27 protein-coding genes are annotated in these 25020 nt (G+C 53.5%); 13 read left to right on the plus strand and 14 right to left on the minus strand.

Annotated elements, in window-relative coordinates; translation table 11 throughout:
* Positions 1 to 9: 9 nt before the first annotated feature.
* Genes hisG through FE845_RS12340 form a run of 8 tightly spaced genes read right to left on the minus strand, consistent with a single transcriptional unit; the run spans position 10 to position 5302 of the window.
* Positions 10 to 648, minus strand: a complete 639-nt coding sequence (hisG, locus tag FE845_RS12305; RefSeq protein ID WP_200365029.1) for an ATP phosphoribosyltransferase — start codon at positions 646 to 648, stop codon at positions 10 to 12.
* Positions 649 to 677: 29 nt separating this feature from the next.
* Positions 678 to 1940, minus strand: coding sequence for a UDP-N-acetylglucosamine 1-carboxyvinyltransferase (gene murA, locus FE845_RS12310; protein ID WP_200365031.1), 1263 nt, complete (start codon positions 1938 to 1940; stop codon positions 678 to 680).
* 28 nt (positions 1941 to 1968) lie between these two features.
* On the minus strand, positions 1969 to 2211 hold the full coding sequence (locus tag FE845_RS12315; protein ID WP_200365033.1) for a BolA family protein: 243 nt from the start codon (positions 2209 to 2211) through the stop codon (positions 1969 to 1971).
* Positions 2212 to 2236: 25 nt separating this feature from the next.
* Entirely contained in the window at positions 2237 to 2545 is a 309-nt protein-coding gene (locus FE845_RS12320) for a lipid asymmetry maintenance protein MlaB (RefSeq protein ID WP_200365035.1), read from the minus strand.
* Positions 2542 to 3195 (minus strand): phospholipid-binding protein MlaC, encoded by a 654-nt coding sequence (locus tag FE845_RS12325; protein ID WP_200365037.1) that lies wholly within the window; start codon positions 3193 to 3195, stop codon positions 2542 to 2544. The genes FE845_RS12320 and FE845_RS12325 overlap by 4 nt, the downstream gene beginning before the upstream one ends.
* A gap of 31 nt (positions 3196 to 3226) precedes the next feature.
* The gene (mlaD, locus tag FE845_RS12330) at positions 3227 to 3676 is read right to left on the minus strand and encodes an outer membrane lipid asymmetry maintenance protein MlaD (RefSeq protein ID WP_200365039.1); all 450 of its coding nucleotides are present in this window, start codon (positions 3674 to 3676) and stop codon (positions 3227 to 3229) included.
* 34 nt (positions 3677 to 3710) lie between these two features.
* A complete protein-coding gene (gene mlaE / locus FE845_RS12335; RefSeq protein ID WP_200365041.1) occupies positions 3711 to 4493 on the minus strand; it encodes a lipid asymmetry maintenance ABC transporter permease subunit MlaE in 783 nt (260 codons plus the stop codon).
* A complete protein-coding gene (locus FE845_RS12340; protein WP_200365043.1) occupies positions 4490 to 5302 on the minus strand; it encodes an ABC transporter ATP-binding protein in 813 nt (270 codons plus the stop codon). The genes mlaE and FE845_RS12340 overlap by 4 nt, the downstream gene beginning before the upstream one ends.
* 267 nt (positions 5303 to 5569) lie before the next feature.
* Here FE845_RS12340 and FE845_RS12345 point away from each other — a divergent pair, with 267 nt between their 5' ends.
* The 12 genes from FE845_RS12345 (at position 5570) to yjgA (ending at position 14932) form a co-directional block, all read left to right on the plus strand.
* A complete protein-coding gene (locus FE845_RS12345) occupies positions 5570 to 6550 on the plus strand; it encodes a KpsF/GutQ family sugar-phosphate isomerase (RefSeq protein ID WP_200365045.1) in 981 nt (326 codons plus the stop codon).
* A 26-nt stretch (positions 6551 to 6576) separates the two neighbouring features.
* Positions 6577 to 7140, plus strand: a complete 564-nt coding sequence (locus FE845_RS12350; RefSeq protein WP_200365047.1) for a KdsC family phosphatase — start codon at positions 6577 to 6579, stop codon at positions 7138 to 7140.
* A 2-nt stretch (positions 7141 to 7142) separates the two neighbouring features.
* On the plus strand, positions 7143 to 7763 hold the full coding sequence (lptC, locus tag FE845_RS12355) for an LPS export ABC transporter periplasmic protein LptC (RefSeq protein ID WP_200365050.1): 621 nt from the start codon (positions 7143 to 7145) through the stop codon (positions 7761 to 7763).
* A complete protein-coding gene (gene lptA, locus FE845_RS12360; RefSeq protein ID WP_200365052.1) occupies positions 7747 to 8283 on the plus strand; it encodes a lipopolysaccharide transport periplasmic protein LptA in 537 nt (178 codons plus the stop codon). The genes lptC and lptA overlap by 17 nt, the downstream gene beginning before the upstream one ends.
* Positions 8284 to 8310: 27 nt before the next feature.
* Complete coding sequence (gene lptB, locus FE845_RS12365; protein WP_200365055.1) at positions 8311 to 9036, plus strand: LPS export ABC transporter ATP-binding protein; 726 nt, start codon at positions 8311 to 8313, stop codon at positions 9034 to 9036.
* A 179-nt stretch (positions 9037 to 9215) separates the two neighbouring features.
* Positions 9216 to 10745: an RNA polymerase factor sigma-54 gene (locus FE845_RS12370; protein WP_200365057.1), complete on the plus strand. Its 1530-nt coding sequence runs from the start codon at positions 9216 to 9218 to the stop codon at positions 10743 to 10745.
* Between the two features lie 105 nt (positions 10746 to 10850).
* Positions 10851 to 11159, plus strand: coding sequence for a ribosome hibernation promoting factor (gene hpf / locus FE845_RS12375; protein ID WP_200365059.1), 309 nt, complete (start codon positions 10851 to 10853; stop codon positions 11157 to 11159).
* Between the two features lie 85 nt (positions 11160 to 11244).
* Complete coding sequence (gene ptsN, locus FE845_RS12380) at positions 11245 to 11715, plus strand: PTS IIA-like nitrogen regulatory protein PtsN (protein WP_200365061.1); 471 nt, start codon at positions 11245 to 11247, stop codon at positions 11713 to 11715.
* Between the two features lie 29 nt (positions 11716 to 11744).
* On the plus strand, positions 11745 to 12629 hold the full coding sequence (gene rapZ, locus FE845_RS12385) for an RNase adapter RapZ (RefSeq protein WP_200365064.1): 885 nt from the start codon (positions 11745 to 11747) through the stop codon (positions 12627 to 12629).
* Between the two features lie 6 nt (positions 12630 to 12635).
* Complete coding sequence (locus FE845_RS12390; protein ID WP_200365066.1) at positions 12636 to 12905, plus strand: HPr family phosphocarrier protein; 270 nt, start codon at positions 12636 to 12638, stop codon at positions 12903 to 12905.
* Positions 12906 to 13020: 115 nt separating this feature from the next.
* Entirely contained in the window at positions 13021 to 14382 is a 1362-nt protein-coding gene (gene mgtE / locus FE845_RS12395) for a magnesium transporter (RefSeq protein ID WP_200365068.1), read from the plus strand.
* A 25-nt stretch (positions 14383 to 14407) separates the two neighbouring features.
* Complete coding sequence (gene yjgA / locus FE845_RS12400; protein WP_200365445.1) at positions 14408 to 14932, plus strand: ribosome biogenesis factor YjgA; 525 nt, start codon at positions 14408 to 14410, stop codon at positions 14930 to 14932.
* 19 nt (positions 14933 to 14951) lie between these two features.
* Here the strand turns inward: yjgA and FE845_RS12405 are convergent, their stop codons facing one another.
* The 6 genes from FE845_RS12405 to FE845_RS12430 all read right to left on the minus strand — a co-directional run bounded on the left by FE845_RS12405 (position 14952) and on the right by FE845_RS12430 (position 23309).
* Positions 14952 to 18746, minus strand: coding sequence for a YhdP family protein (locus FE845_RS12405; RefSeq protein WP_320159691.1), 3795 nt, complete (start codon positions 18744 to 18746; stop codon positions 14952 to 14954).
* Between the two features lie 37 nt (positions 18747 to 18783).
* Positions 18784 to 20265 carry a ribonuclease G gene (rng, locus tag FE845_RS12410; protein ID WP_200365070.1) on the minus strand — a complete coding sequence of 494 codons (1482 nt, stop codon included), beginning with the start codon at positions 20263 to 20265 and terminating at the stop codon, positions 18784 to 18786.
* Positions 20262 to 20864: a Maf family protein gene (locus FE845_RS12415; RefSeq protein WP_200365072.1), complete on the minus strand. Its 603-nt coding sequence runs from the start codon at positions 20862 to 20864 to the stop codon at positions 20262 to 20264. Before FE845_RS12415 ends, rng begins: the two co-directional genes overlap by 4 nt.
* A gap of 2 nt (positions 20865 to 20866) precedes the next feature.
* A complete protein-coding gene (mreD, locus tag FE845_RS12420) occupies positions 20867 to 21343 on the minus strand; it encodes a rod shape-determining protein MreD (RefSeq protein ID WP_200365074.1) in 477 nt (158 codons plus the stop codon).
* A complete protein-coding gene (gene mreC / locus FE845_RS12425; protein WP_227714309.1) occupies positions 21343 to 22203 on the minus strand; it encodes a rod shape-determining protein MreC in 861 nt (286 codons plus the stop codon). Before mreC ends, mreD begins: the two co-directional genes overlap by 1 nt.
* Positions 22204 to 22268: 65 nt before the next feature.
* Complete coding sequence (locus FE845_RS12430) at positions 22269 to 23309, minus strand: rod shape-determining protein (RefSeq protein WP_200365451.1); 1041 nt, start codon at positions 23307 to 23309, stop codon at positions 22269 to 22271.
* Positions 23310 to 23599: 290 nt separating this feature from the next.
* On the opposite strand from FE845_RS12430, the gene FE845_RS12435 reads away from it, so the two are divergent.
* Positions 23600 to 24988 carry a mechanosensitive ion channel family protein gene (locus FE845_RS12435; RefSeq protein WP_200365077.1) on the plus strand — a complete coding sequence of 463 codons (1389 nt, stop codon included), beginning with the start codon at positions 23600 to 23602 and terminating at the stop codon, positions 24986 to 24988.
* Positions 24989 to 25020 lie beyond the last annotated feature (32 nt).

Genomic DNA, 25020 nt, shown 5'->3' on the forward strand with positions numbered 1-25020 from the left:
TTATTAACTTTATCTGCGTTTATCGACGGCAGCCGCCATCTTCTCAATGATGGGATTAATCTGCTGATGCTTCATCTTCATCGAAGCACGATTCACCACAAGCCTCGTGCTAATGTGATCAATCAGCTCACGGGCTTCAAGACCATTTGCTTTCAGCGTATTGCCGGTATCTACGATATCAACAATCTCATCAGCCAAACCCAAAATCGGTGCCAACTCCATCGCACCATAAAGCTTGATGATGTCCGCCTGCCGCCCCTGCGCCGCATAATATCGGCGCGCCATATTAACAAACTTGGTTGCTACACGGATGCGCCCGGCAGGGGGCGTTTCGCCCTTAGGCCCAGCCGTCATCAAACGACAACGGGCAATATTCAGATCCAGTGGCTCATAAAGCCCTTCACCGCCATGCTCCATCAGCACATCTTTACCCGTTACACCTAAATCCGCACCACCGTACTGCACATAAGTGGGCACATCGGTTGCGCGCAGAATAAGTACCCGCACACTCGGATCTGTGGTGGGAAACACCAGTTTGCGGGATTTTTTAATATCATCAACTAGCTCAATCCCGGCTTCCGCCAGTAATGGCAGAGTTTCTTCCAGGATTCGCCCCTTCGACAAGGCGATGGTAATGGAATCTGTCATGCGTCCTTCCGGTTTCCCGTTTGTGTCTGTCACGCTGGCAAACGGCGGATGCTTCCACCCAGCAGTTGCAGTTTCTCTTCAATGCACTCATAACCGCGGTCAATATGGTAGATACGGTCAATAATCGTATCTCCGTCCGCCAATAGGCCTGCGATAACAAGGCTAGCGGAAGCGCGCAAATCCGTCGCCATAACCGGCGCGCCTGTAAGGTGCTCAACACCCTTAATAATGGCTGCGTTACCCTCAAGAGTAATATCAGCACCCATTCGAGTCAGCTCTTGCAAATGCATGAAGCGGTTCTCGAATACGGTCTCTATGATAGTGCCTGTGCCCTCTGCTATGGCGTTCATGGCAGCAAACTGAGCCTGCATATCGGTTGGAAAAGCCGGGTAAGGCGCGGTACGAATGTTGACTGCCTTTGGCCGTTGGCCTTTCATATCCAGCTCAATCCAGTCCGGACCGGAAGTGATATGAGCGCCAGCCTCTTCCAGTTTGAGCAGCACTGCGTCCAAAAGATCCGCGCGCGTATCTTTCAATTTTACTCGGCCACCCGTTGCTGCCGCTGCCACAAGATAGGTCCCGGTTTCGATGCGGTCTGGCAACACGTTGTAGTGACACCCGTGCAGACGCTCAACGCCTTCAATTTCAATGGTCGAAGTGCCGTGACCGGTGATCTTCGCACCCATGGCAATCAAGCACTCGGCCAAATCCACCACTTCTGGCTCGCGGGCAGCATTCTCAAGAATGGTTTTGCCATCGGCGAGGGTTGCAGCCATTAATAGGTTTTCAGTGCCGGTTACCGTCACCACATCCATGAAGATGTGCGCACCCTTCAAGCGACCGTTGGTCTTTGCCTTGATATAGCCGTTCTCTACCTTGATCTGTGCACCCATTTGCTCAAGGCCTTGGATGTGCAGATTTACCGGACGACTGCCGATGGCACAGCCGCCTGGCAAAGATACTTCCGCTTCTCCGAAGTGCGCCACCAGCGGGCCAAGAACCAGAATAGAGGCACGCATGGTCTTGACGAGTTCGTAGGGTGCGTGGAAATGGGTGATGGTATTGGCGTGAATCTCCACGCTCATTTTTTCATCAATCATCAGATCCACGCCCATGCGGCCCAGCAGCTCGATCATGGTGGTGACGTCGTGCAGATGCGGCAGGTTGCCAACCGTTACCGGCTCATCTGCCAGCAAGGTTGCAGCAAGGATCGGAAGCGCGGCGTTTTTTGCACCCGAAATTCGGATCTCGCCGTCCAGAGGCTTACGGCCCCGGATTAAAAGTTTATCCACAATAGTAATCCTGTCGTGTGCGAGCAGCTCAGCCCTGGCGCGCAGCCCATTCAGCCGGTGTAAAAGGTTTCGGGTGAAGGGCGTGAATAGTGCCATCCATAATTTGCTGGAATAGCGCCTTGTTGATCAGTTGCTGCCGCTTTATGCTCGACAGGCCTTCAAAAACCTCACCTATAACAACCACCATGTAATGGTTACCGTCGATCTGCACCTGCACTTCGCAATCGGGCAGTGCTTGTTTGACCAACTGGGTGACTTCGGTGGCGTCCATAGTAAATCCTCAGGTATTTAAGAAATCAGGGGCGGGATTGTAACCAATCCGCGAGGTTGCTCAAAGCGGCAAGCGAAACGAGACGATCAGGAGCGCCAGTGAACGATAGAGAAACGCCCTGCTTTTCCGCCAGCCGAGCCCAGCAAAGTAGCATTGAAAGGATAACGCTGTGGGTCGTAGCCAAGCCCGCAAGATCCACCACCACCCCCTCGCTGGTGGCTGCAATCAAGCGTTCGCCCTCTGCGCGCAGTGGCGCGACATTATGGGCATCGATTGCGCCGGAGACAGACAGCACGCCAGCCTCCAGCTGCACACTTGGGTATTCAGTGCTCATGACTTATTCACTTCATCTTCCAGGTTGAGTGATTTCACGGCATCGCTCCACCCATCAATCACAACCTGAACCTGTCCTCGATTGGCCTCCATCTCTTGGGTAAAGCGGTCCCGGAAGGCAAGCCCGATATTCACCCCTTCAACAATCACATTTTCCATCATCCACTTACTATCTTCCTTGCGGTACATGGAATAGGTAACGGCATGGCGGTTTCCGGAAGCGGTGACCACTTCCATGGCCACAGATGCGCGGTTCTCGTCCTGAGGGTTAATCGTGGCGCTATTCACATTAATCTTAAAATTTTCAGCACTCACTAATGCCTGTGCGTAGCTGTCGAACAGGCTGCGCTTAAATTTAGCCACAAACTCATCCCGCTGCTCAGGGGTCGTTTGACGCGCATAACGACCCATAACTCTGGCCGCGATTCGGCGAAAGTCAACAAAACCTTCCAGCGCGTCATCCATATTTTGGTAAAACGCTTCGGGGTCTCGCTCATAAAGGCCGCGCTCAGCCATGAGCTTTTCCACCAACCGTTGGGTATTTTCGTCTACGTACTGCTGTAAATCTTCTTCTGGACCGGCCTGAACTGATGCCACACAAAACGCCATCAGTGTCAGGGCGAGAAACATTCGTTGTGTTAATGCAATCATCTGGCTTCTCCTGCTCTGGTGCTCAACTGGCTTATTTGCCAGACGCAAAATTGCTGATCAGTCGCTCAATGTTCATAGCAGACTGAGTGGCGTAAAAGGTATCGCCCGGTTTGAGGGAGTCCATGTCGCCGCCAATGGATATATCAATGTACTGTTCGCCCAACAAACCGGATGTACGTATTACTGCAGCGCTGTCTGCCGGAATATTGTCCACTTCGCCATGAATAGACATGGCAACCCGCGCCTGAAAGGTTTCTTTGTTGAGGGTAATGGAGTCGATACTACCTACCGTTACACCCGCCATAGAAACCCTGCCACGGGGCGTTATACCGCCGGTGTCGTTAAAGTCAGCATAAACGGTGTAGGTACTTTTGGCCGACTTGGGTGACAACCCACTTACCTGCAGCGCCAAAAACAGCAGCGCAGCCAACCCGGCAAGCATAAATAGCCCAACTGCGATATCCGTTGTTCTTTGTGTCATTACCGGCTCCCGGTGTTATCTCGTCAATCGTTAATCAGAAGTTGCCGAACATTACGGCAGTCAGCACAAAATCCAGACCCAACACAGCCAGCGAGGAATAGACCACAGTTTTTGTGGTGGCCGAGCTAATTCCTGCAGAGGTGGGCACACAGTCGTAGCCTTGGTAAACAGCAATCCAGGCACAGACAAAACCGAATACAACGCTTTTTATTACGCCATTTATAACGTCATCCCGGAAATCCACGGAGGCCTGCATGTTGCCCCAGTAAGAGCCTTCAAAAACACCAAGCCACTCCACGCCAACCAACATTCCACCCCAAATGCCTACCATTGAAAAAATGATAGCCAATACTGGCATGGCTATGAAACCCGCCCAGAGTCTTGGGGCGATAACCCGGCGCAGTGGATCCACGCCCATCATTTCCATACTGGAGAGCTGCTCTGTGGCTTTCATTAGGCCGATTTCAGCTGTGAGTGCAGAACCTGCACGGCCTGCAAATAGCAGCGCCGTTACCACGGGCCCGAGCTCCCGCACCAAGGTAAGCGCAATCATCTGCCCAATGGCGGCTTCGGAGCCAAAATCACTGAGTATGGTGTAGCCCTGAAGGCCCAGCACCATACCGATAAATAAGCCGGACACAACAATGATGGCCAGAGAAAGCACGCCAACCGAATACAACTGTTTCAACAAAAGCGGGAAGCCCGTTACAGGGCGAGGCACGCCTGAAAGCACGCCCCCTAGAAACCGGCCTGCGCGCCCAATCGATATAACAAGGTCTATGCCGCTGCGCCCGAAGGACGCGATTTTGTCAATCACGAAGCACCTCCGGCAAGCCCGAAGTCTTCGGTGGCTGCCGAAGATGGGTAATGGAACGGCACCGGGCCGTCAGGATGTCCGTTCAAAAACTGCTGCACCTGCTCTGACGGGTGCGCCTGAAGCTCTTCGGGCGTTCCGGTTCCGATTACTTTGCCGTCTGCAATGATGCAAGCGTAGTGGCAGATACTGAGAGATTCTTTAACATCGTGGGAGACCAAAACGCTGGTCAACCCCATGGAACTATTGAGATCGCGAATCAGCTTCACCAGCACACCCATCCCAATCGGGTCCTGCCCGGCAAAGGGCTCGTCGTACATAATGAGTTCAGGGTCCAGCGCAATACTGCGGGCAAGCGCCACGCGCCGGTTCATACCGCCGGAGAGCTCCGACGGCATCAGTTTGCGGGCACCGCGCAGGCCAACGGCTTCCAGCTTCATCAACACTATGTCGTTTATCATGTCTTCCGGCAGTTTAGTATGCACCCGCATCGGGAAGGCCACGTTCTCGTACACGCTCAGATCGGTAAACAGCGCACCACTTTGAAACAGCATGCCCATTTTTTCCCGAAACTTATAAAGCTCCTTGCGGCGGAGTTCGGAGATCGCGTGGCCATCCACCGTCAAGCTCCCGGAATCTTGCCGCAGTTGGCCACCTATCAGGCGCAACAGGGTGGTTTTTCCGCTACCGCTTGGCCCCATAATAGCGGTGATTTTTCCACGGGGAATGTCCACAGACACACCGTTAAAAATCCGGCGCCCGGAGCGGGAAAACACGACGTCCTTTAATGATATGTACGAACCCAAACCCATAGCTCTTACCTTATAAGCCCTTAGCTTTCACCCCATAACGCCCTATTGAATCGATAATGCTTCGCTTCGGGGGAGCGGCTACATTATGCCAAGGAGCCTTCAAGCTCAATCTAAGGTTCCCAAAATGAATTGATAGCAATGATCAATTTCGCTGAACTTGCCGTAACCGAACTGCTCAACCCGCGGGAAATGTTATACTCCTTCAACCGACTCGCGCCCCCGTCTTTCAAATAGAAAGCATTAACGAGAAAGTAGGCTCTTCGCCCAATGACTGAACTCAAAGCACAGGATTTCCGGAACTCCGCACTTCAGGCCATACGCATTGAGCGTGATGCCATTAGCGCCCTAGAGAACCGCGTAGACCATCATTTTGTACGTGCCTGTGAAGTTATCATGGCATGCAGAGGCCGGGTTGTTGTGACGGGCATGGGAAAATCCGGCCACATTGGCCATAAGATTGCAGCCACACTTGCCAGCACCGGCACCCCGTCTTTTTTTGTTCACCCAGGGGAAGCCAGTCACGGCGACATGGGGATGATTACCAGCCAAGACGTGGTTATTGCCATTTCGAACAGCGGCAACACCAGCGAAGTGGTTACCATTTTGCCACTTATTAAACGAATGGGCGCCCCCTTAATCAGCATGACAGGCAACCCGGAGTCCACACTGGCGAAAGAAGCGGTGGCGAATTTGGATGTCAGCGTTAAAACAGAGGCTTGCCCGCTTGGCCTGGCGCCGACATCCAGCACCACTGCTACACTGGTAATGGGCGATGCTTTAGCGGTAGCTTTGCTTGAAGCCCGGGGGTTCAGCGCAGAAGACTTTGCGTTCTCGCACCCGGGCGGTAGTCTGGGGCGGAAGCTTCTTCTACGGGTATCAGACATCATGCACGTTGGCGACCGCATTCCCATGGTTGATGAAGACACTACCCTCAGCGGCGCTTTGCTGGAGATATCCCGAAAGGGCCTGGGCATGACCACGGTGGTGAACGCCACCGGCACTATGACCGGAATTTTCACAGACGGCGATCTTCGCCGCACGCTGGATAAATCCATTGACGTTCACACTACCCCCATACGGGATGTAATGACGCCAAATGGCAAAACCATTCAAGCGGATCAACTGGCTGCCGAAGCGCTTAATATTATGGAAGGCTTAAAAATCAGCGCGCTCCCCGTTACTGACGGAAGCGGTGCGCTTGTTGGAGCTATCAACATGCATGACCTGCTGCGCGCCGGTGTTATTTGAGCAATACACATCATAAGGGCAACTCCATGGCAGAACTGAAAAGCCCGCTGAAAGATATCTGGCCAGAACCGCTTCTTGCAAAAGCGGTAGGCATCAAGCTGCTTGCCTTAGACGTTGACGGCATCATGAGTGATGGCACGGTCTACTTCAGCGCGACAGGCGACGAACTTAAAGGCTTCAATATTCTGGATGGACTTGGCCTGAAGCAGCTGATGGCCGCCGGAATTACCGTAGCGGTCATTACTGGCCGCAGTTCGCCATTGACTGAAAAGCGCATGACTGACCTTAAAATCCCCCATTTAATGCAAGGGCGTGAAGACAAGAAGGTCGCACTGGAAGAGCTGGCCAGCGCTTTAAACATTACACCGAACGCCATTGCTTACATGGGTGACGACCTACCGGATTTGCCCGCCATTCGTTACGCCAGCTTAGGTGTGACGGTACCCAACGGATATTGGCTGATCAAAGAGCATGCGGATTACTGCACTCAGGCCAGCGGAGGCCATGGTGCAGTTCGCGAACTCTGCGATCTGTTGCTGACAGCAGGGGGGCACCTAAGTGCGGCCCTGACACCGTATTTGGAGCCGTAAGCATGGCAGAAAGTGCCAAAAGTAGCCGCCTGTCAAAACTGGCTCTGGCAAATAAGCCAAGACTGCGCATGCTAGGCTTGGCAATAACCATTGCCGCCACTTTTTTTCTGCTTTGGCAAGGCGATGAACCACCGCTTAGTAGCTACAGTGACGCAAAAAAGCTCCGGGGTGATGCAGAGCCAGACGGCTTTGTCATTAATGGCAGCTACACATCTTACGATGAAGCTGGCAACCGCAAGATCGTTTTTACAAGCCCGCGCATAGAGCAGTTTGAAGAGGGCAATGTGGCCACTATGGAATTCCCCAAAGCAGAACTGTTTGGCACCACCGGAGAAGGACCCTGGATTCTGAATGCGGATAACGGCAAGCTTCGACAAAACGAAGACCAGCTGTATCTCACCGGTAAGGTTAGTGTCGTGCGAACAATTGGAGACCGGGAAGCCACACTCAAAACCGAAAGCCTTACTTTAGACAACAAAAAAGGCACCGTTTACACCGGCGATCCGGTTGAAATTACAGACAGTGTTGGCACTACGAGTGCGACGGGGATGAAAGCGTGGATCAACGAACGAATTCTGGAGCTCAACTCTCAGGTAAAAGGACGCTATGAAACCGCTCAATAATCTTATGCGCAAGCTTCTGGCGGCCTTTTTGGCTGTAGGCCTTGCCAGCCCTGCAATGGCTTTTGATCTTGATTCCGATCAGCCAATCACGGTCAGCGCCGACAGCGCCCGGTTGGACGACGGTCAGGGCATTGCCACCTACACCGGGGCGGTTGAACTGGCACAAGGCAACACCCGGCTAACTGCTGAGCGGGTCGTGCTGTACCGCAGCGCTGAAGGCCTCAACCGCATCGAAGCCAACGGTTCCCCTGCCCGTTACCAGCAACCGGTTGCCGGCGGCGAAGGTGAAACCGATGCCAGAGCCCGAAACATTGTCTGGTCCGCCACTGACAAGGAGCTCATCTTTGAACGAGATGCAGTCATTGAGCAGAATGGCAATATATTCCGAGGCGATATTATTCGCTATGACACCGAGCAACGCGTGGTTACCGCAGAGGGCGGTGAGGATACCGGTGGCGGCTCGGGCCGGGTCGAGATGATTATCCAGCCCCGCGGCAACAGTTCCGGCTCCACCCAATAACAGCTGATCACAGTAAACAGGAATCCGATGGCAGTTCTCAGAGCGAGCAATCTGGCGAAAAGCTACAAGCAAAAAAAGGTGGTTATCGACGTTTCGCTGGAAATTCGCAGCGGTGAAATCGTCGGCCTGCTTGGCCCCAACGGTGCGGGCAAAACCACATGTTTCTACATGATCGTAGGGCTAGTAAACGCTGATAATGGCCGTATAACCATCGACAGCCAAGACATTACACCTCTCCCCATGCATGGCCGGGCACGCAAAGGGATTGGCTATCTGCCGCAAGAGGCGTCGGTGTTCCGAAAGCTGTCGGTGCGGGACAACATTATGGCGATTCTGGAAACCCGCAAAAAACTCACTCGGGCCGAGCGTTTAAGCAAGCTTGAACAACTACTGGAAGAGTTCCACATTACCCACATCCGCGACAGTCTAGGCATGGCACTCTCTGGCGGTGAACGGCGCCGTGTAGAGATTGCCCGGGCCTTGGCAATGGAGCCTGCTTTTATTCTGCTGGATGAACCATTCGCAGGCGTAGATCCCATCTCCGTAAGTGACATCAAACAGATTATCCGCCACTTGCGAGACAAAGGCATTGGTGTATTGATAACCGACCACAACGTTCGGGAAACGCTGGATATTTGTGAGAACGCCTATATTGTCTCTGGCGGGCACATTATCGCCTCTGGGAACTCCGAAACCATTCTTGCCAACCAACTGGTTAAAGAGGTCTATCTTGGCAACGAGTTTCGTCTTTAGACTTGGTTTTCGCTACGCCAGACCGACCGCTCGATTGTTTTGCTGACCCGGAGCAAGTAAACTCGGCAGAGAACTTGCTAGGGTATACTTAGGTGGCGGCAAGTAGCCGACATACAAAGATTTTTTGCCGATGCAAGAAATTCGGAGCGGGTATAAGTGACGGATCCTGAGCAATGGTTATGAAAGCCTCATTACAATTAAAGCTGGGTCAGAGCCTGACAATGACGCCCCAGCTGCAGCAGGCGATCAGGCTTCTACAGTTATCGACACTCGACCTCCAGCAGGAAATCCAGCAGGCTCTGGAATCCAATCCCCTGCTGGAATCCCAAGAAGACGACGATCAAGTCGATATGCCTGCTGCCGACGGCGAGCAGAATCAGGACCAAGCCTCGGACGAGAGCTCACCTGAGCCGGTAACAGATGCATCCGGCTCGGACTGGGATGAGAGCGAAAACGGTCCTGACTGGCAATCTGAAAACGACATTCCCGACACAATTCCTGACGACCTTCCCGTTGATACGGCCTGGGACGATATTTATCAGTCTGCCCCTGCCCCGGCGGCGCGCAACGAAGACGAAAGCGATCACGATTTCGAAACCCGGAACTCCCCTAGCGAAACCCTTAGAGACCATCTTGAGTGGCAACTGAACCTCACGCCTTTGAGCGAACGAGATCAAGCCATTGCCCATGCGCTCATGGACGCCGTAGACGAGCAAGGCTACCTCACCAGCTCGGTAGAGGAAATCTACAGCGGGTTGTCGGACGATACAGATGCAGACCCACTGGAGCTGGATGAGGTAGAGGCCGTATTACGCAGGCTGCAGTACTTTGATCCACCCGGGGTCTTCGCCCGAGACCTCCAGGACTGCCTGCTGATTCAGCTGAACCAACTGCCGCCAGAAACCCCTTGGCTCGCTCAGGCGCGACTGGTCATCACTCATTACATAAACCTTCTAGGCAACCGAGACTACGCCCAACTACTGCGCCGCAGCCGCCTAAAAGAAGACCAGCTACGCGATGTACTCGCGCTGATAACCAGCCTCAACCCTCGCCCGGGAGACATCATTGACCGCACTGAGCCGGACTACGTCATTCCGGATGTTATTGTGCGCAAGCACAATGGCCGCTGGCGAGTCGAGCTAAATCCTGAAATTGCACCACGCATACGCGTAAATGCCAGCTATGCTTCATTAATAAAGCGTGCAGACAGCAGTGCTGACAACACTTACCTGCGCGATCAGCTTCAGGAGGCAAAATGGTTTATCAAAAGCCTGCAAAGCCGCAACGAAACCTTGTTGAAAGTTGCAACCCGAATCGTTGAATATCAACAAGGTTTTTTGGATCACGGCGAAGAAGCAATGAAGCCGTTGATTCTCTCGGATATCGCCCAACTTGTGGAGATGCATGAATCGACTATTTCCCGTGTAACCACACAGAAATACATGCACACACCCAGGGGAGTATTCGAGCTGAAGTACTTTTTCTCCAGCCACGTCAGTACCGATGAAGGTGGAGAATGCTCATCAACGGCTATCCGTGCAATGATCAAAAAGTTGATCGCGGCAGAAACACCGAAAAAGCCATTGAGTGATAGCAAAATTGCAGCCATGCTGGGGGAACAGGGTATTAAGGTGGCGCGTCGCACGGTTGCAAAATACCGCGAGGCGATGCACATTCCGCCTTCGAATGAGCGCAAGCGACTGGTTTAAACTCGGCACCGAAAATAGATTTACGTGGATTTTTCGCTGGTGCAGCCATGCTCCGGCACTCAGGCCGGCCACTAGTGCCGGAACGGATGACAATAGGAGACGTCTATGCAACTCAACATTTCAGGCCATCACGTAGAATTGACTCCAGCCCTGAAAGACTATGTAGCTGAAAAATTTGAAAGACTTGAGCGGCACTTCGACCACATTAGTAACTGCCAGGTAACTCTGGAAGTGGATAAGGTTCGACAGATTGCGGATGCGACGCTCCACGTGGTGGGTGGTGAAATCCACGCAAAAGCTGAAAGTGAAGATATGTATGCGGCAATCGATGGTCTAGTCGACAAGCTTGACCGACAGATCATCAAGCATAAAGAGAAGAATTTGGACAGGATGCAGGGAAACACCGCCCGCTAGGCGATAGTTTTCAGGCATGTCATCTAATCAGGCTGCGGCGCGGGCAACGTGTCGCAGCTTTTTTTAACAGAAGCGCGGTCGATTCATGAGCGACACATCCCTAACAATAGACAACATCCTTGCGCCGGAACTGACGCTATGCAAGGTGCCCGCATCCAGCAAAAAACGGGTTCTGGAATTCATTGCCGAGCAGATTCGCCAGCACAACGATGTTGTTAGCGAAGGCCAGATTTTCAACAATCTGATTGCTCGCGAGCGGCTTGGTAGCACCGGAATCGGCCAGGGGATTGCGATTCCCCACTGTCGTCTGGAGGGGCTTGAGCAAGTCATCGGCGTACTGATGACTTTGGAAGAGGCCGTTGATTTTGATGCAATCGATAACCAGCCGGTGGATCTTGTGTTTGCACTTGTTGTGCCCAAAGAAGCCACCAGCGAACACCTTGAGTTACTGAGCCAGCTCGCCGAAAAATTCAACGAGCGCACGTTCTGCGACAGTCTTCGGCAGTGCGAAGATGCGCAAACGCTTTACCAACGCATGACCGCAACAAGCGGCTGATATTCACTCTGGCAACAGGCTGTTTCATCATGAAGCTGATCATCGTCAGTGGCCGGTCTGGCTCCGGCAAGAGTACCGCTCTTCACGTGCTGGAAGATCTGGGATTCTACTGCATTGATAACCTACCTATCGGGCTTCTGTTCCCTCTTACACGGGAAGCTGCAAACCAGAGCGCCCCAGGGCGGCTCGACAAGATGGCTGTCAGCATTGATGCCCGGAATCTGTCTGGCGAGCTGGCTAATTTTGAGGAGATCTACCGCAAGCTCCGCAAAGAAGAGATTCAGGTAGAGATCATCTACCTTGACGCCGACGAGCAGTCTCTTCTGCAACGATTCCACGCCACACGGCGCAAACACCCGTTGAGCGACGACAAGACCTCCCTAAGAGAAGCCATTACCAACGAAAAAGACCTGCTCGAACCGCTTTCGAAACTTTCAGATTTGTACATCAACACCACCGGCCTGTCGATGTATGAGCTTCGGGATATGGTGAAGCAACGGGTTGCAGGCCGGAAAGATCAGGAGCTGGCGCTACTGTTCCAGTCTTTCGGGTTTAAACACGGCGTGCCTCTGGATTCGGATTACGTATTTGATGTGCGGTGTTTGCCCAACCCCTACTGGGATACCAGCCTGCGCAAGTTCACGGGGCTGGATCAGCCGGTTATCGAGTTTCTCGAGAACGAATCCGCTAGCCGTAAAATGGTGAATGATCTGATTGCGTTTCTGGAAAACTGGATACCGTCCTTCGCCGACAGCAACCGCAGTTACATGACCATTTCTATCGGCTGTACTGGCGGCCAACACCGGTCTGTGTATATCTGCGAGCAGTTGGGGCAGCACTTCCGCGAGCACTCCAGCAATGTGCAAGTACGCCATACCGAATTGCCCCACCTGCAGGACAGGAACGAGGTCTGATTCACCGTGATACGTCACCCCATTGTTATTATTAACAAGCTTGGCCTACACGCTCGGGCTACTGCGAAATTGGTGGCCACAGCTTCGCAGTTCGACAGCTCCGTTAAAGTTTGTGGCAAAGGCCGCGAGGTGGACGCAAAAAATATCATGCAGGTGATGATGCTCGCCGCCAGCAAAGGTACCGAAGTGGAATTGGTGGCCGATGGGCCGGATGAGCAAAAAGCGATTGAGGCCTTGTCCGAATTGATTAATGACTATTTTGGCGAAGGCGAGTAAACCGCTCTTTTTCGCAGCAACCTGCCCCTTTTCTCCGATACATTCCTCTAACTCTTTCTCACGTGCACCGGCTAACTCCGTTATAATGCAGGCGTTTTCTGACTGTAGGTGATTCATGTCCGATATTCTGGAAAAAAGCCAAGCCCGCCAACGTTTACGCTCACTGAGTGAAGCGCTAGATAGTGGTGCGCTAAAGCAGGTTGCCCGCATTCTCAACGGCGGTCTAAGCCCCAGCGATATTGCTCACCTACTGGAATCATCGCCACCGCGCCAGAGAGCCCTGCTCTGGAATCTGGTCGACAAGCAGTTGGAAGGCGACGTTCTTCAGTATCTTAACGAGGATATTCGGGCCGAATACCTGAGCCGACTGAACGCTCAGGAACTGGCGGATATCATTGAAGACTTCGAGTCGGACGATCTCGCCGACCTTCTGCAACAGCTGCCAGACAAAGTCATCCAAGAAGTTCTGGACACCATGGATGATCAGGACCGGCAGCGGGTTGAGGAAGTCCTATCCTACCCGGAGGACACCGCTGGCGGTCTGATGAATACGGACACCATCACTGTCCGCCCTGATATCAGTATCGACGTTGTCTTACGTTACCTGCGCCGCCACCGTGCGCTGCCCCCGATGACCGACAGCCTGATTGTGGTAAGCCGGCGCGACGAGTTCATCGGTATGCTGTCTATCACCAAAATGCTTGTATCCAATCAAGCGGCCACCGTTCGCGAGGTAATGGATACCGACATTGAACCTATACCCGTCACACTTTCGGACACCAAGGTAGCCACTCTGTTTGAGCGCTATGACCTGATCTCCGCGCCGGTAGTGAATCAGGAGGGGCACCTGCTGGGCCGAATCACCATCGATGACGTGGTAGATGTTATCCGGGAAGACGCAGACCATTCGTTGATGAGTATGGCCGGTCTTGATGACGACGAAGATACCTTTGCGCCAGTATGGAAAACAACCCGCCGTAGGGCAGTCTGGTTGGGCGTTAACCTGCTTACCGCCTTTATTGCTTCTGGCGTGATTGGTCTGTTTGAAGACACGATTGAGAAGGTGGTTGCGCTAGCGGTGCTCATGCCCATTGTGGCGAGCATGGGCGGAATCGCAGGTAGCCAGACCTTAACACTGGTGATTAGAGGCATGGCGGTTGGCCAAATCAGCGGCACCAACGTCGGCTGGCTGCTGAACCGAGAGTTTCTTTCCGGTATTCTCAACGGCATGCTCTGGGCTGGCGTGGTGGCAGCGGCGGCCACCATGTGGTTTCAGGATTTATTAATAGGCGCCATTATTGCCGCTGCACTGATTATTAATCTGGTTGCAGCGGCACTGGTGGGTACAGTGCTGCCACTGTTCCTAAAATCCCGTAACATCGACCCCGCACTGGCAGGCAGCGTTATACTGACAACCGTCACAGATGTGGTCGGGTTTATGTCTTTTCTCGGCCTTGCGACCATTTTTTACGCCTGAATCGGCAAATTTGGATGAAATCATGATCGACGACCACCAAGACGACGAGGCACCGCAATACTCGGGGCCAAGCAAGTCTCAGCTTAAACGGGATATGCATGCACTCCAAGGTATTGGCAAGCGCATGCTGGAGCTGAGTAACGAACAGCTTGATACCTTGACCATCAGTGACACGCTTCGAAGCGCTATTGAAGAGTCCCGAAGGATCAAGCAAAACGAGGCCAAGCGCCGCCACCTGCAGTACATTGGTAAAATTATCCGGCAAGAAGATGATCCCGAGGCGGTGGAGCGAGCTATTGATGCTTTCGATTCGGGGAGCGAGGAACACACGCGCCGCCACCACTTGGCTGAGCGCTGGCGCGACCGCATGATTGCTGAGGGCGACTCGGTCGCTGGGGAATTCTTCAATTACTGCCCAGGTGCAGACATACAGCACCTACGCAATCTTGTTCGCAATGCGCGCAAGGATATGGAAAAACAGAAAAATACCGGGCAAGCCCGCAAGCTATTCCGCTACTTGCGAGAGTGCGTTGACGAAGCGGAGGCCTGATTCTGCCAGCGTCGTACGGTTAGTCACCCGTATCGAATACGCTGCGTAGATCCACCAAAGGGTCGTCCCAGGTTCCCGTCACGTTATAGGTGGCGCTTGTAAGCCTGCTTAGGGGATCACCCAGCACCTTGTCCAACACAAACAGCGCGCCTCCAATGGGTGCGCTGGCTCCCATCAGCAAGGCGGCCAAGGGCAGGTTTTGGGTTAGCGGCAATACCACAACCAGCCGCATATCAAATACCTCGTGGGCGAGACTGGTGCTACCGCTGAGCTTGAAAGCACCTGAAGGCCCCACCACCTGCAGCTCCGGGTTCATCGTCAGCAGGCCATCTTCAAGGCGGGCATGACCCGAGATGGCATCGAAAGCGACACCCCGTTCATACAAATCAGAGAAATCCAACTTGAGCCTGCGCCAAAGCGTATCGGCATTAAGCAGATTGAATATCCTAAACACTTGCGCGCTATTGTTGCTCTCCAGAATAACGCCGTCATCTAAGCGAAAGCTGACATTTCCGCTCAGGCTCGCAAGCTCAAACTCATCCGGGCGCCCGGGCCAAGCCAAATCCAATTCAATATTGGTCTGTTTGTTGGAGAGAGGCACTTCGGCATCAAACAGCTCGCCAAGATCTGCCAGAGCGCCACCCGTAATCGAACCGGCAAACTGACTGGTCTCTCGATTATCCACCACACTCCACGACATATCGCCCAGTAGCCTAATCGATTTGAGGCGACCTTCGATGCCGGTTATGTTGAGCCTCTGGTGCTCGGGCCGTATGTGGAAAGACCAGCGCCCAAGGCTTTCATCGTTAAGGCGCAGATCGGAGATCGCGATATCCACATCTGGCCAGCTTCCGATATCCATAGAACGAAAGGCTTCCAGTTGCTGCTCTATAGTTAACAGTTCAGGGGCTTCCTTTGCTGCTGTCTCGTCCCGCACCAAACGCACTACAGCAAAATCAGCGGTAATCAGGCTTCGATCGTCAGGAATAACAACCCGGCCAATCGCCCGCTCTGAAATGGTACTTAAAACCCAACGGTCGCCCAAATCAAGAGCCTCTAACTCTATGTTTGTAAGGGTTTGCCCCCCTAGGTGAAGCTCTTCTAAAGTCAGCTCAACCCCAGAATCTTTCCACAACAAATCAAAGGCCCCACGGTTCTCCCATGTTCCCGAAATGCCCAGCGCCCTTTCCGCCTCAGTATCTATCTCGGCGACCAGAGGTGCGGCCTGGCTTGCCTCTTTGGAAAAAGGTTCTGGCCAATCGATAGTGAGGCCTTCCAGATTGGAACGAACTGTCAAACGCGGGGGCCCTTCCTCCGAAATATCCAGTTGTGCAGAGTATTCAAACGTGCCTTTGAGCCCGTACTGGCCGCTAGTGGAATCATCGTCAATAGACTTCTGGTCGGCCATACCTGCCATGCGGAGTACGCTAGGAACAGACAGAGTGCCGGTTTGCTCGATCCGTAGCGCACGTGCCGCTCCGGGCTGACTGAGCGCAACAGTCACCGGCTCACCAAGAAAGTTTGCTCGCAAGGGTGCTCCCGAAAAGCCTTTTACAGAATGATAAGTCAGACCACCGGAGATTCTGTCCCAACGCAGATCCGCATCGGGATAGGTTATCGAGCCGTTTCTTGTGCGTATATTCGCCTCGACCACCGGAATTGCCTTCTCTTGCAGCGGCAGATCAATGGCTAGATCGAGCTTGTAGCTACCGCCATACTTCAAATTAGCGGCCTCGGTGCCAGCCATATCGCCAAACGGGGTGTTGGCCATCCAGTACACGATGGCATTAGCCGGCACCGGCGCTGAAACATTCACGCGCACCAGCGCACTCTCTTTTTCAGGGATAACCGCTACGGTACTTGGCTCCAATGCCAAGCCACCGGTTGTTCCGGTTGCCAGAGACACCAACGTGTCGCCGTTCTGTACATCAACGCGTCCTTTTGCGTCCGTTACCTCCGGCCATTGGTCGTCGTAGCGAACGGTGGCGTTTTCAAACTCGTACCACATGGAGGATACAAAGGAACCCGAGGGGGAGTCTTCGCCAATTTGGCCGTGCCCATAGTAAACACCTGATGTTACATCAGCTTTCGTAATGGCTGTGGTCAGCCACTCATAGAGCCCTGCATCCACCACTTTTTGTGGAACGAAGGCCGATAGCATGGAAGCTTCACCGTTCTCGACGCCCACACGAAGGCCGAGGTTGTCTTCGCCTTGTTCATCTAGCCTGAGATCGAAAGCACCGCGCAAACGGGTACGTTCCCCATAGCTCAGGCGTATGTCATCTGCATAAACCCGGGTTACCGGGCCATCCAAGCGCCAGGCGACCGTGGCAGACAACTCGGGAAAAGCCCATTCGCCGCTGAACAACTCCGGGAACCCTAAGGTTACCGGCTGCACTCCTGAACGCGCACGCACATATCCGGCAACCTGATCCATATATATAAAGCCGTTCACCCCGCTCGCTGCCGGCGCACCATCGTATGCCGCGACCCCTGCATCCCGTAATCGGCCTGAGAACTCAAACGTATTGTCTCCACTCCCCGGCACCCGAACCTTCATACCATCCAGAAAACCCACTGGGCGATAGTCGTTAAGCGCGTCAATAGCCCATGGGGGCAGGATCGGGAGTCTGGCAGTTAGGCGTCTTAGGGGGCGCAGAGGCAAAGCGTCGGCGGTGATGGTTATGCCGTCGGGCTCCGGGAGCAGCTTCAGGCTGAACGGCGGTACCTCGTCCCCATCCCAGGTCCAGGCTAGCTGTTTAAGGTGCCACTCACCGATGGTCTCTGGTCGGTCATTATCCTCGTCCGGGTTTTCCATCACGGCACTATGGCGGCGCCAGCCAAATTGTGCGCTGATATCTTCTAGGGGAGCCAAGGATTCGCCGTCAACGCCCAGCTGCAAGTAGGGCGTTCTTACGGTGCCACTGACTTGTTGCAAGATACCTTTGCGAAAAGTCAGCCAGGCTTCACCTCCCAGATCAAACCCTTCAACACGGATATCTCGCCATTGGTATTCGTCAATCAAGCCATCAAACAGGCGGCCAGAATCCACATCAAGGTAGAGCTGGCCACTGAAATCGCCGCGGAAGAAGTGTTTTCCAACCAGAGTAAAGCTGGCAAGTTGTTGGGTTGTGGAAGATTGCATGGCACGCCCCGATGCACGGAACAAGCCTTGTTGATATCGCAGATCGAGCTGCGGTATATCAAGGTGGCGAAGCTGACCTTGATTATCTCGAATGCCTAGGTTCACCCGAGTCACTTTTATATAGGGATCTGACAGCCATTTCCCGGCAACTTCGAGCCAATGGCGGAATCGATTGTTGAGGGGTTCCGGGAAATCAGCACCCCGAACCCCCACTTCACCGCTATCCATCTGGTTCAGCGTCAATTCAAGCCCGTCGGCCTCAAAGTCCTCGAACACGATTCGAAAACGCAATAACGATGCCAGAGCATCAAAGCGGATGGTTAAATGCTGCAAGCTCACCACCCGCACTCCGGAATCCGGGTTGGTCACGTCTATGTTTTGTGCGGTAAACGAGGGATCGAGCCAGAACCAGCGCGAAGAGAGGCTTCCAATGCTGACCTCGTGACCTAAGCGCGTGGAGAGTTCTCGGGAAAGGTCATCCCGGAAGGCGTCCACATTTTGCGTAAGCTGGCGACCAATGCCCGCGTAGAGCGCGAGTAGCACAAGCACAACCAGCAACAGCCACCAAACGGCATTGGTTAAAACGGCCATTAAGCGCACAGGTTGACTGTCCGGGCAGTTATCCGGCAAAAGCGGTGGGCGTTCGGAGGAAGGCGTCCGGGGTGTCACTTTTAATCACCCCCTACGCCGATATGTCGCCTCGGAGTCAGAGCAAAACCACATCGTACTGCTCCTGGCTATAAAACGGCTCCACCTGAAAGCGGACAGTCTTGGCAATGAAGGTTTCGAGATCTGCCACGTTGTCAGATTCTTCATCAACGAGGCGGTCTACCACGCTCTGCGATGCCATCACCAGATAGCTCTCGGCATCATAGGCCCGATTTACCCGAAGAATTTCCCGGAAAATTTCGAAACACACGGTTTCGCTGGTTTTCAGGAAGCCTCTGCCATCACAGATTGGACAGGGTTCGCACAAAACCTGACCGAGGCTTTCAGTGGTTCGCTTTCGCGTCATTTCCACTAATCCCAGCTCAGACACGCCGGTTATCTTGGTTTTGGCGTGGTCCCGCTCAAGCATCTTTTCCAGCATCCGGTGCACCTGGCGCTGGTGTTCAACATCTTCCATATCAATAAAGTCGATGATGATGATGCCACCGAGATTACGCAGGCGCAGCTGACGACTGATTGCCCGGGCAGCCTCAAGGTTAGTTTTGAAAATCGTTTCTTCGAGATTTCGATGCCCCACAAAAGCACCGGTGTTGATGTCGATGGTGGTCATGGCCTCGGTTTGATCAATGATCACGTAGCCACCGGATTTAAGCTGCACTTTGCGGCTCAGAGCCTTTTGAATTTCATCTTCCACCGAATAAAGATCAAAAATGGGCCGTTCACCCGGGTAGTATTCCACCTTGTCGGCAAATTCCGTGACAAATTCATCAACAAATTCCATAACCCGCTGGTGACTCTCGCGGCTATCTATGCGTACTTTCTCCGTCTGCGGCCGAATAAGATCCCGAATAGTGCGAATGAACAGGGGCAGGTCTTTGTAGACGGCTGCAGGCGCCTGCACCTTGGCAATGCGGTCATGGATGGACTGGCTCAGGTGGTGCAGGTAGTTCATATCGGCGAGCAATTCTTCAGACGTTGCCGCCTCAGCCGCCGTTCGGATGATGTACCCACCCTGTATATCCGGGTGCGCCGCGGCGCCTTCCTCAACAAGAGCCTTCAATCGGCTGCGCTCGGCTTCATCCTCAATTCTTTGTGAAATGCCCACATGGCTAACATCTGGCATAAACACCAGATACCGGGAGGGGATTGAAAGCTGCGTGGTCAGGCGTGCGCCTTTTGTGCCGATAGGGTCTTTGGTGACCTGCACGACCAGTGATTGCCCTTCCCTCAGCAAGGTGCGGATATCGGGAACGGCTTTTGGGCCATCACTGGAGTCGGCTGTGCTGGACTGGTTTGGAACCACATCAGAAGCATGAATAAACGCCGCACGCTCCAGCCCTATATCAACAAACGCCGCCTCCATACCGGGAAGCACGCGCACAACCTTGCCTTTGTAAATATTGCCCACAATTCCCTTGCGGCTGGCACGCTCTATGTAGGCCTCTTGCAACATTCCGTTCTCAACCAAGGCGACCCGGGTTTCAACCGGCGTTACGTTGATTAGGATTTCTTCGCTCATGATTGGCTCTCCCTACTACTCGGCCAGTGTTTCCATACAATACAGCCAGCGTTGGCCAGCAAGGCGGCGGTTTCCTGCAACGGCAGCCCAACAACCGCACTGTAACTCCCTTTCAGTTGCTTCACAAAAATACCACCAAGCCCCTGAATTCCATAACTACCGGCCTTGTCCATCGGCTCACCTGTGGCTACGTAGGCTGCAATCTCGCCTTGCGACAGTACCCGGAAGCTCACATCTGTAACCACTAGGCGGGATTCACAGTGTTCGCCTTTGGTCACTGCAATGGCTGTCATCACCTGATGGGTTTTGCCAGATAACCGCGTCAGCATAATTGTGGCCTCAGCCTCGTCAGATGGTTTACCCAAAATGGCGCCTTCCAGAACCACAGAAGTGTCGGAGCCAAGAACAATATCACCCGGAAAATCGGCTGAAATCGCCAGAGCTTTCTCTCGGGCAAGCCGCTCCACGTAATCGCCCGGTGATTCGGATGCTCGCGGCGTTTCGTCAATGTGTGCAGGCTGCACAGAAAACGCCACACCAATCTGCGTAAGCAACTCCGAGCGGCGTGGCGACGCTGAGGCAAGAATAATCGAAGTCATGGCTACCCCAGCTTCCGGTTAATGTTATCCATCAGTATGCAGAACATTGGCCATAGCAAAGCGCTGGTGAGTGCAGGCCAAAGGTAGCTGAACCCGGCATCTTCGCCGCCAAACATTTGCTTGAGAAAGTGCACCAGCATTTGATTGATACCCAGCAACAAAAACACCATCAAACATTGCTGCGGCATTGGATACATTCGCAACCGCTGGTGAATGGTGAGAACCAGAAATGCGATCAACCCCATTGCCAGTGCATTCACGCCCAAAGGAGTTGCCTCGAGCACATCGAGAAGCAACCCTAAACACCAAGCTAGCACTATGCCGAACTGCGCCGGTGTGCGGAAGGTCCAATAAAACACCACCAGCCCAAGCCATTCGGGACGAAATTCAAACCAACCTGCGGGGAAGAGCGAAATACTCAGCACTAAAGATGCGACTACAGACAGAACAAATACGGGGTAACTGATAACGGATAGCATCAGCCCTGCCCCTCCTGCGCCGTTTCGTATGCCGGACTAAAAGAAGGCGTATCAATATTCGCCTCGGAATCCGCCGGGGATTCACTTGATGGCGGAAATACCACCAGCACCAGGCGGCTCTGGTTTAACTGTGCTTTAGGGCGAGCGCGTATATCAACAAAAGGCTCACCCGGTTCCTTGTTGATCAGACTCACCTCCGCAACCGGATACCCTCTAGGAAAGCGCCCACCAAGCCCGGAGCTCACCAACAAATCTCCTTCCCGGATATCCGCTGTGTCTGGCACGTGAACCAGTTCAAGAGTGTCGGAATCGCCGGTGCCCAGAAGAATTGCCCGAAGCCCGTTGCGCACAACCTCAACCGGCACAGCGTGACTGCTGTCTGAAACGAGGAGTACGCGGGAGGTAACCTGACTGGTCTGCACCACTTGCCCCATCAGGCCGTGGGCATCCAGTATGGCTTGCCCCACTTGCAAGCCATCGCTCCGGCCTTTATTGATAACGATTTCATGGGAATAAGGGTCGGGCGACACGCCCACGACCTCGCTGACGATAACCCGGTCATCAAGGAGTTCCGAGGAATTCATCAAGCGGCGGAGTTCGTTGTTCTCAGAGGCTAAAGCAGCGTATTTGAGGGCCCTGCGCTCAAGAATAAGCAGCCGGGCTTTGAGGTCTTCGTTTTCCTGCTTTACATCTTCGCGAGTGGTGAAAAGCCCGGCAACCCAATCACTAAATTGATAGGGAGCGTTGCCCAGCCAATAGACTGGCGTGAGGCCGGTTGCCAAGGTGCTGCGGATAGGAGTTACACGGTCAAACTGATAATCGGCAACGATTAACGTCGCCGATACAATAATAACGAGCAAAAGCCGGAGGCCCGGTACCGGCCCCTGAACGAAAATGGTTTTAATGGCGATCCCTCCCCAAAGGATTATCCCTCCTGGGAGAACATTCCAATGCCACCCTGGTCAATAAGTTCCAGAGCCTTGCCGCCACCACGGGCAACGCAGGTCAGCGGATCTTCTGCGATGATCACCGGCAGCCCGGTTTCTTCACTGATCAGCTTGTCTAGTCCACGCAGCAATGCACCGCCTCCGGTCAAAACAATACCACGCTCGGCGATATCAGAAGCCAGTTCAGGTGGTGACTGCTCCAGCGCGCTCTTAACCGTCTGTACGATCTGAGCCAATGATTCCTGCAGGGCGTCCAAAATCTCTTCACTGTTGAGTGTGAAGGCGCGAGGCACCCCTTCTGCCAGATTGCGACCACGCACATCGATTTCGAGAATTTCCAAACCTTCGTACGCGCACCCGATTTCATGCTTAATGCGCTCGGCGGTGGTTTCACCAATCAGGCTGCCGTAGTTACGACGCACATAGGTAACAATGGCTTCATCAAACTTATCACCACCCACCCGCACGGAATCAGCGTAAACAATGCCGTTTAGGGAGATAATAGCGATTTCGGAGGTACCACCCCCAACATCCACAATCATTGAACCACTGGCTTCTTCTACCGGTAGCCCGGCACCAATTGCAGCCGCCATGGGCTCTTCAATCAGAAACACTTCCCGAGCACCTGCGCCCAGAGCCGATTCACGGATGGCTTTGCGCTCTACTTGGGTGGATTTGCTCGGCACGCACACAAGAACCCGTGGGCTTGGGGTAATAAAGCTGTTTTCATGCACTTTGTGAATAAAGTGCTGAAGCATTTTTTCGGTCACCACAAAATCGGCAATTACGCCATCTTTCATGGGGCGAATGGCGGTGATGTTACCGGGCGTGCGGCCCAGCATACGTTTTGCCTCGGCGCCGACAGCGGCAACCATTTTTTGGGAATTACTGGTACGAATGGCTACTACGGATGGCTCATTCAGCACAATCCCGCGGTCACGCACGAAAATAAGGGTGTTGGCGGTGCCCAGATCGATGGACAGGTCGCTGGAAAATAAGCCTCGGAGTCTTTTAATCAACATTCGTGTAGTTTCAACCTAAGAGTTGCGGTTGCAGAAAGATGCGGCAACTTTAGCAGTGCCCCCCCTCTCAGGCAAGGCACAGCCTGCTGTTAAGGCAAATGATATCCTGCCCAGCATGAACAATTGTTCATGCACTTGCAGCACCAGATTCCGCAAGCGCTCAATTTGCTGGTTGACGCAGACATTGAGTTGAACTTTGCTACACACTAAAGTCGGCCTAAAAAGCCATACACCTTTTACTAAATCCGCCAGAATCGAGGCTGCCTTTGACACCATCAAAGATTAGCGTGGCAGTACGCACTTTCGCATCTACTACTCCGTTGCATCTATTGCTGGCGTTGGCACTTTTTCTTGCGACAGGGGCCTCTTCATTGGCACTGGCTCAGCAGGGTAATGGTGAGCCAACCGGCACCATCACTCTGGAGCCCGGTGCCGAGAGCGACAAACTGATTGCTCAACGCATTACCAGTATTTTCGAACAGATCCCTCAATTCGAATCCTTACAGGTTGACGTCAACAGCGGTGTTGTGGCCTTGTCAGGCCAAATTGCCAACGAAGCTCAAGCCCAAAGAGCACTGAAGCTGTCTGAACGGGTTGAAGGCGCCATCGCCGTTGACGATAGAATCGTTCGCACGCTGGATTTACAAGACAATCTCAACCCGCTTTGGGATTCACTACAGAATTCCCTGCGGGAATGGATAAGAGCCTTACCTCTATTACTGGTGGCTCTAGCCATTTTCATTATTGTAGCCTTTGCCGGACACCGGCTGGCTGGGCACACTCCGCTCTGGTCACGAATAACCAAAAACCCCTTTCTCGCCGAGCTCGCGGGCCACGCAGTCAGGCTGGTAACGATTCTTCTGGGCTTGCTGCTCGCCCTTAACATTCTTGGCGCCACAGCGCTGATGGGCACTCTACTCGGGGGTGCAGGCGTACTGGGGTTAGCCATCAGCTTTGCCGTTAAAGACTCCATGGAAAACTACATTTCCAGCATCATGCTGAGCATTCGCCAGCCATTCAGGGCCCAAGAGCATGTTCTTATCAACGACTACGAGGGCGTTGTGGTTCGGCTAACATCCCGTTCAACGGTTTTAATGACGTTAGAAGGCAACCATCTACGCATCCCAAACGCCACCGTGTTCAAAGCGGTCATCCTAAATTACTCCCGCAACCCTCAGCGCCGTTTTGACTTCGTATTAGGCGTCGACGCGGAGGATGATCCGGCCCTTGCGATACAAGTCGGCTTGGTGGCACTGCAGCAACTGGACTGGGTGTTGGACGAGCCGGAGCCCAACGGCATCATCGAATCCGTGGGGGACTCCAACATTCTGATTAAATTCATGGCGTGGATTGATCAACGCGAATCCGATTACGGTAAAGCCCGCAGCCTTTCGATTCGCGCCGCCAAAAATGCACTTGAAACGCAAGGCTTTACCTTACCTGAACCCATCTACCGGCTACGTTTTGATCAAACGCCCGCCACATTGGCGCCCATCGATGTTCCCGAACAGCCAATGCAGACTCAAGAACCGTCGAAAACCCCGCCACCTTCCGAATTACCAACTGAAGAGTTGCTGGATGTGCGTCCAGATACCCACATTTCCCGGCAAGTGCGGGAAGAGCGAAGCGACACAGCAGCCGAAGATTTGTTGGATGATACCCGGCCAATTGAGTAGGTTTTCGCCCCCCTCCCGCCCAGCCACGAATC

The sequence above is a fragment of the Marinobacter sp. 1-4A genome (assembly GCF_016597725.1).
Lineage (GTDB): Bacteria > Pseudomonadota > Gammaproteobacteria > Pseudomonadales > Oleiphilaceae > Marinobacter.

Excerpts from the sequence above, each read along its gene's own strand:
- mlaD (WP_200365039.1), bottom strand. The coding sequence starts at position 3,676 with ATGACACAAAGAACAACGGATATCGCAGTTGGGCTATTTATGCTTGCC.
- hisG (WP_200365029.1), bottom strand. The coding sequence starts at position 648 with ATGACAGATTCCATTACCATCGCCTTGTCGAAGGGGCGAATCCTGGAA.
- lptA (WP_200365052.1), top strand. The coding sequence starts at position 7,747 with ATGAAACCGCTCAATAATCTTATGCGCAAGCTTCTGGCGGCCTTTTTG.
- ptsN (WP_200365061.1), top strand. The coding sequence starts at position 11,245 with ATGAGCGACACATCCCTAACAATAGACAACATCCTTGCGCCGGAACTG.
- FE845_RS12315 (WP_200365033.1), bottom strand. The coding sequence starts at position 2,211 with ATGGACGCCACCGAAGTCACCCAGTTGGTCAAACAAGCACTGCCCGAT.
- FE845_RS12320 (WP_200365035.1), bottom strand. The coding sequence starts at position 2,545 with ATGAGCACTGAATACCCAAGTGTGCAGCTGGAGGCTGGCGTGCTGTCT.
- hpf (WP_200365059.1), top strand. The coding sequence starts at position 10,851 with ATGCAACTCAACATTTCAGGCCATCACGTAGAATTGACTCCAGCCCTG.
- FE845_RS12345 (WP_200365045.1), top strand. The coding sequence starts at position 5,570 with ATGACTGAACTCAAAGCACAGGATTTCCGGAACTCCGCACTTCAGGCC.
- rng (WP_200365070.1), bottom strand. The coding sequence starts at position 20,265 with ATGAGCGAAGAAATCCTAATCAACGTAACGCCGGTTGAAACCCGGGTC.
- FE845_RS12415 (WP_200365072.1), bottom strand. The coding sequence starts at position 20,864 with ATGACTTCGATTATTCTTGCCTCAGCGTCGCCACGCCGCTCGGAGTTG.
- FE845_RS12350 (WP_200365047.1), top strand. The coding sequence starts at position 6,577 with ATGGCAGAACTGAAAAGCCCGCTGAAAGATATCTGGCCAGAACCGCTT.
- FE845_RS12370 (WP_200365057.1), top strand. The coding sequence starts at position 9,216 with ATGAAAGCCTCATTACAATTAAAGCTGGGTCAGAGCCTGACAATGACG.
- lptC (WP_200365050.1), top strand. The coding sequence starts at position 7,143 with ATGGCAGAAAGTGCCAAAAGTAGCCGCCTGTCAAAACTGGCTCTGGCA.
- rapZ (WP_200365064.1), top strand. The coding sequence starts at position 11,745 with ATGAAGCTGATCATCGTCAGTGGCCGGTCTGGCTCCGGCAAGAGTACC.
- mgtE (WP_200365068.1), top strand. The coding sequence starts at position 13,021 with ATGTCCGATATTCTGGAAAAAAGCCAAGCCCGCCAACGTTTACGCTCA.
- FE845_RS12340 (WP_200365043.1), bottom strand. The coding sequence starts at position 5,302 with ATGGGTTTGGGTTCGTACATATCATTAAAGGACGTCGTGTTTTCCCGC.
- FE845_RS12325 (WP_200365037.1), bottom strand. The coding sequence starts at position 3,195 with ATGATTGCATTAACACAACGAATGTTTCTCGCCCTGACACTGATGGCG.
- mreD (WP_200365074.1), bottom strand. The coding sequence starts at position 21,343 with ATGCTATCCGTTATCAGTTACCCCGTATTTGTTCTGTCTGTAGTCGCA.
- lptB (WP_200365055.1), top strand. The coding sequence starts at position 8,311 with ATGGCAGTTCTCAGAGCGAGCAATCTGGCGAAAAGCTACAAGCAAAAA.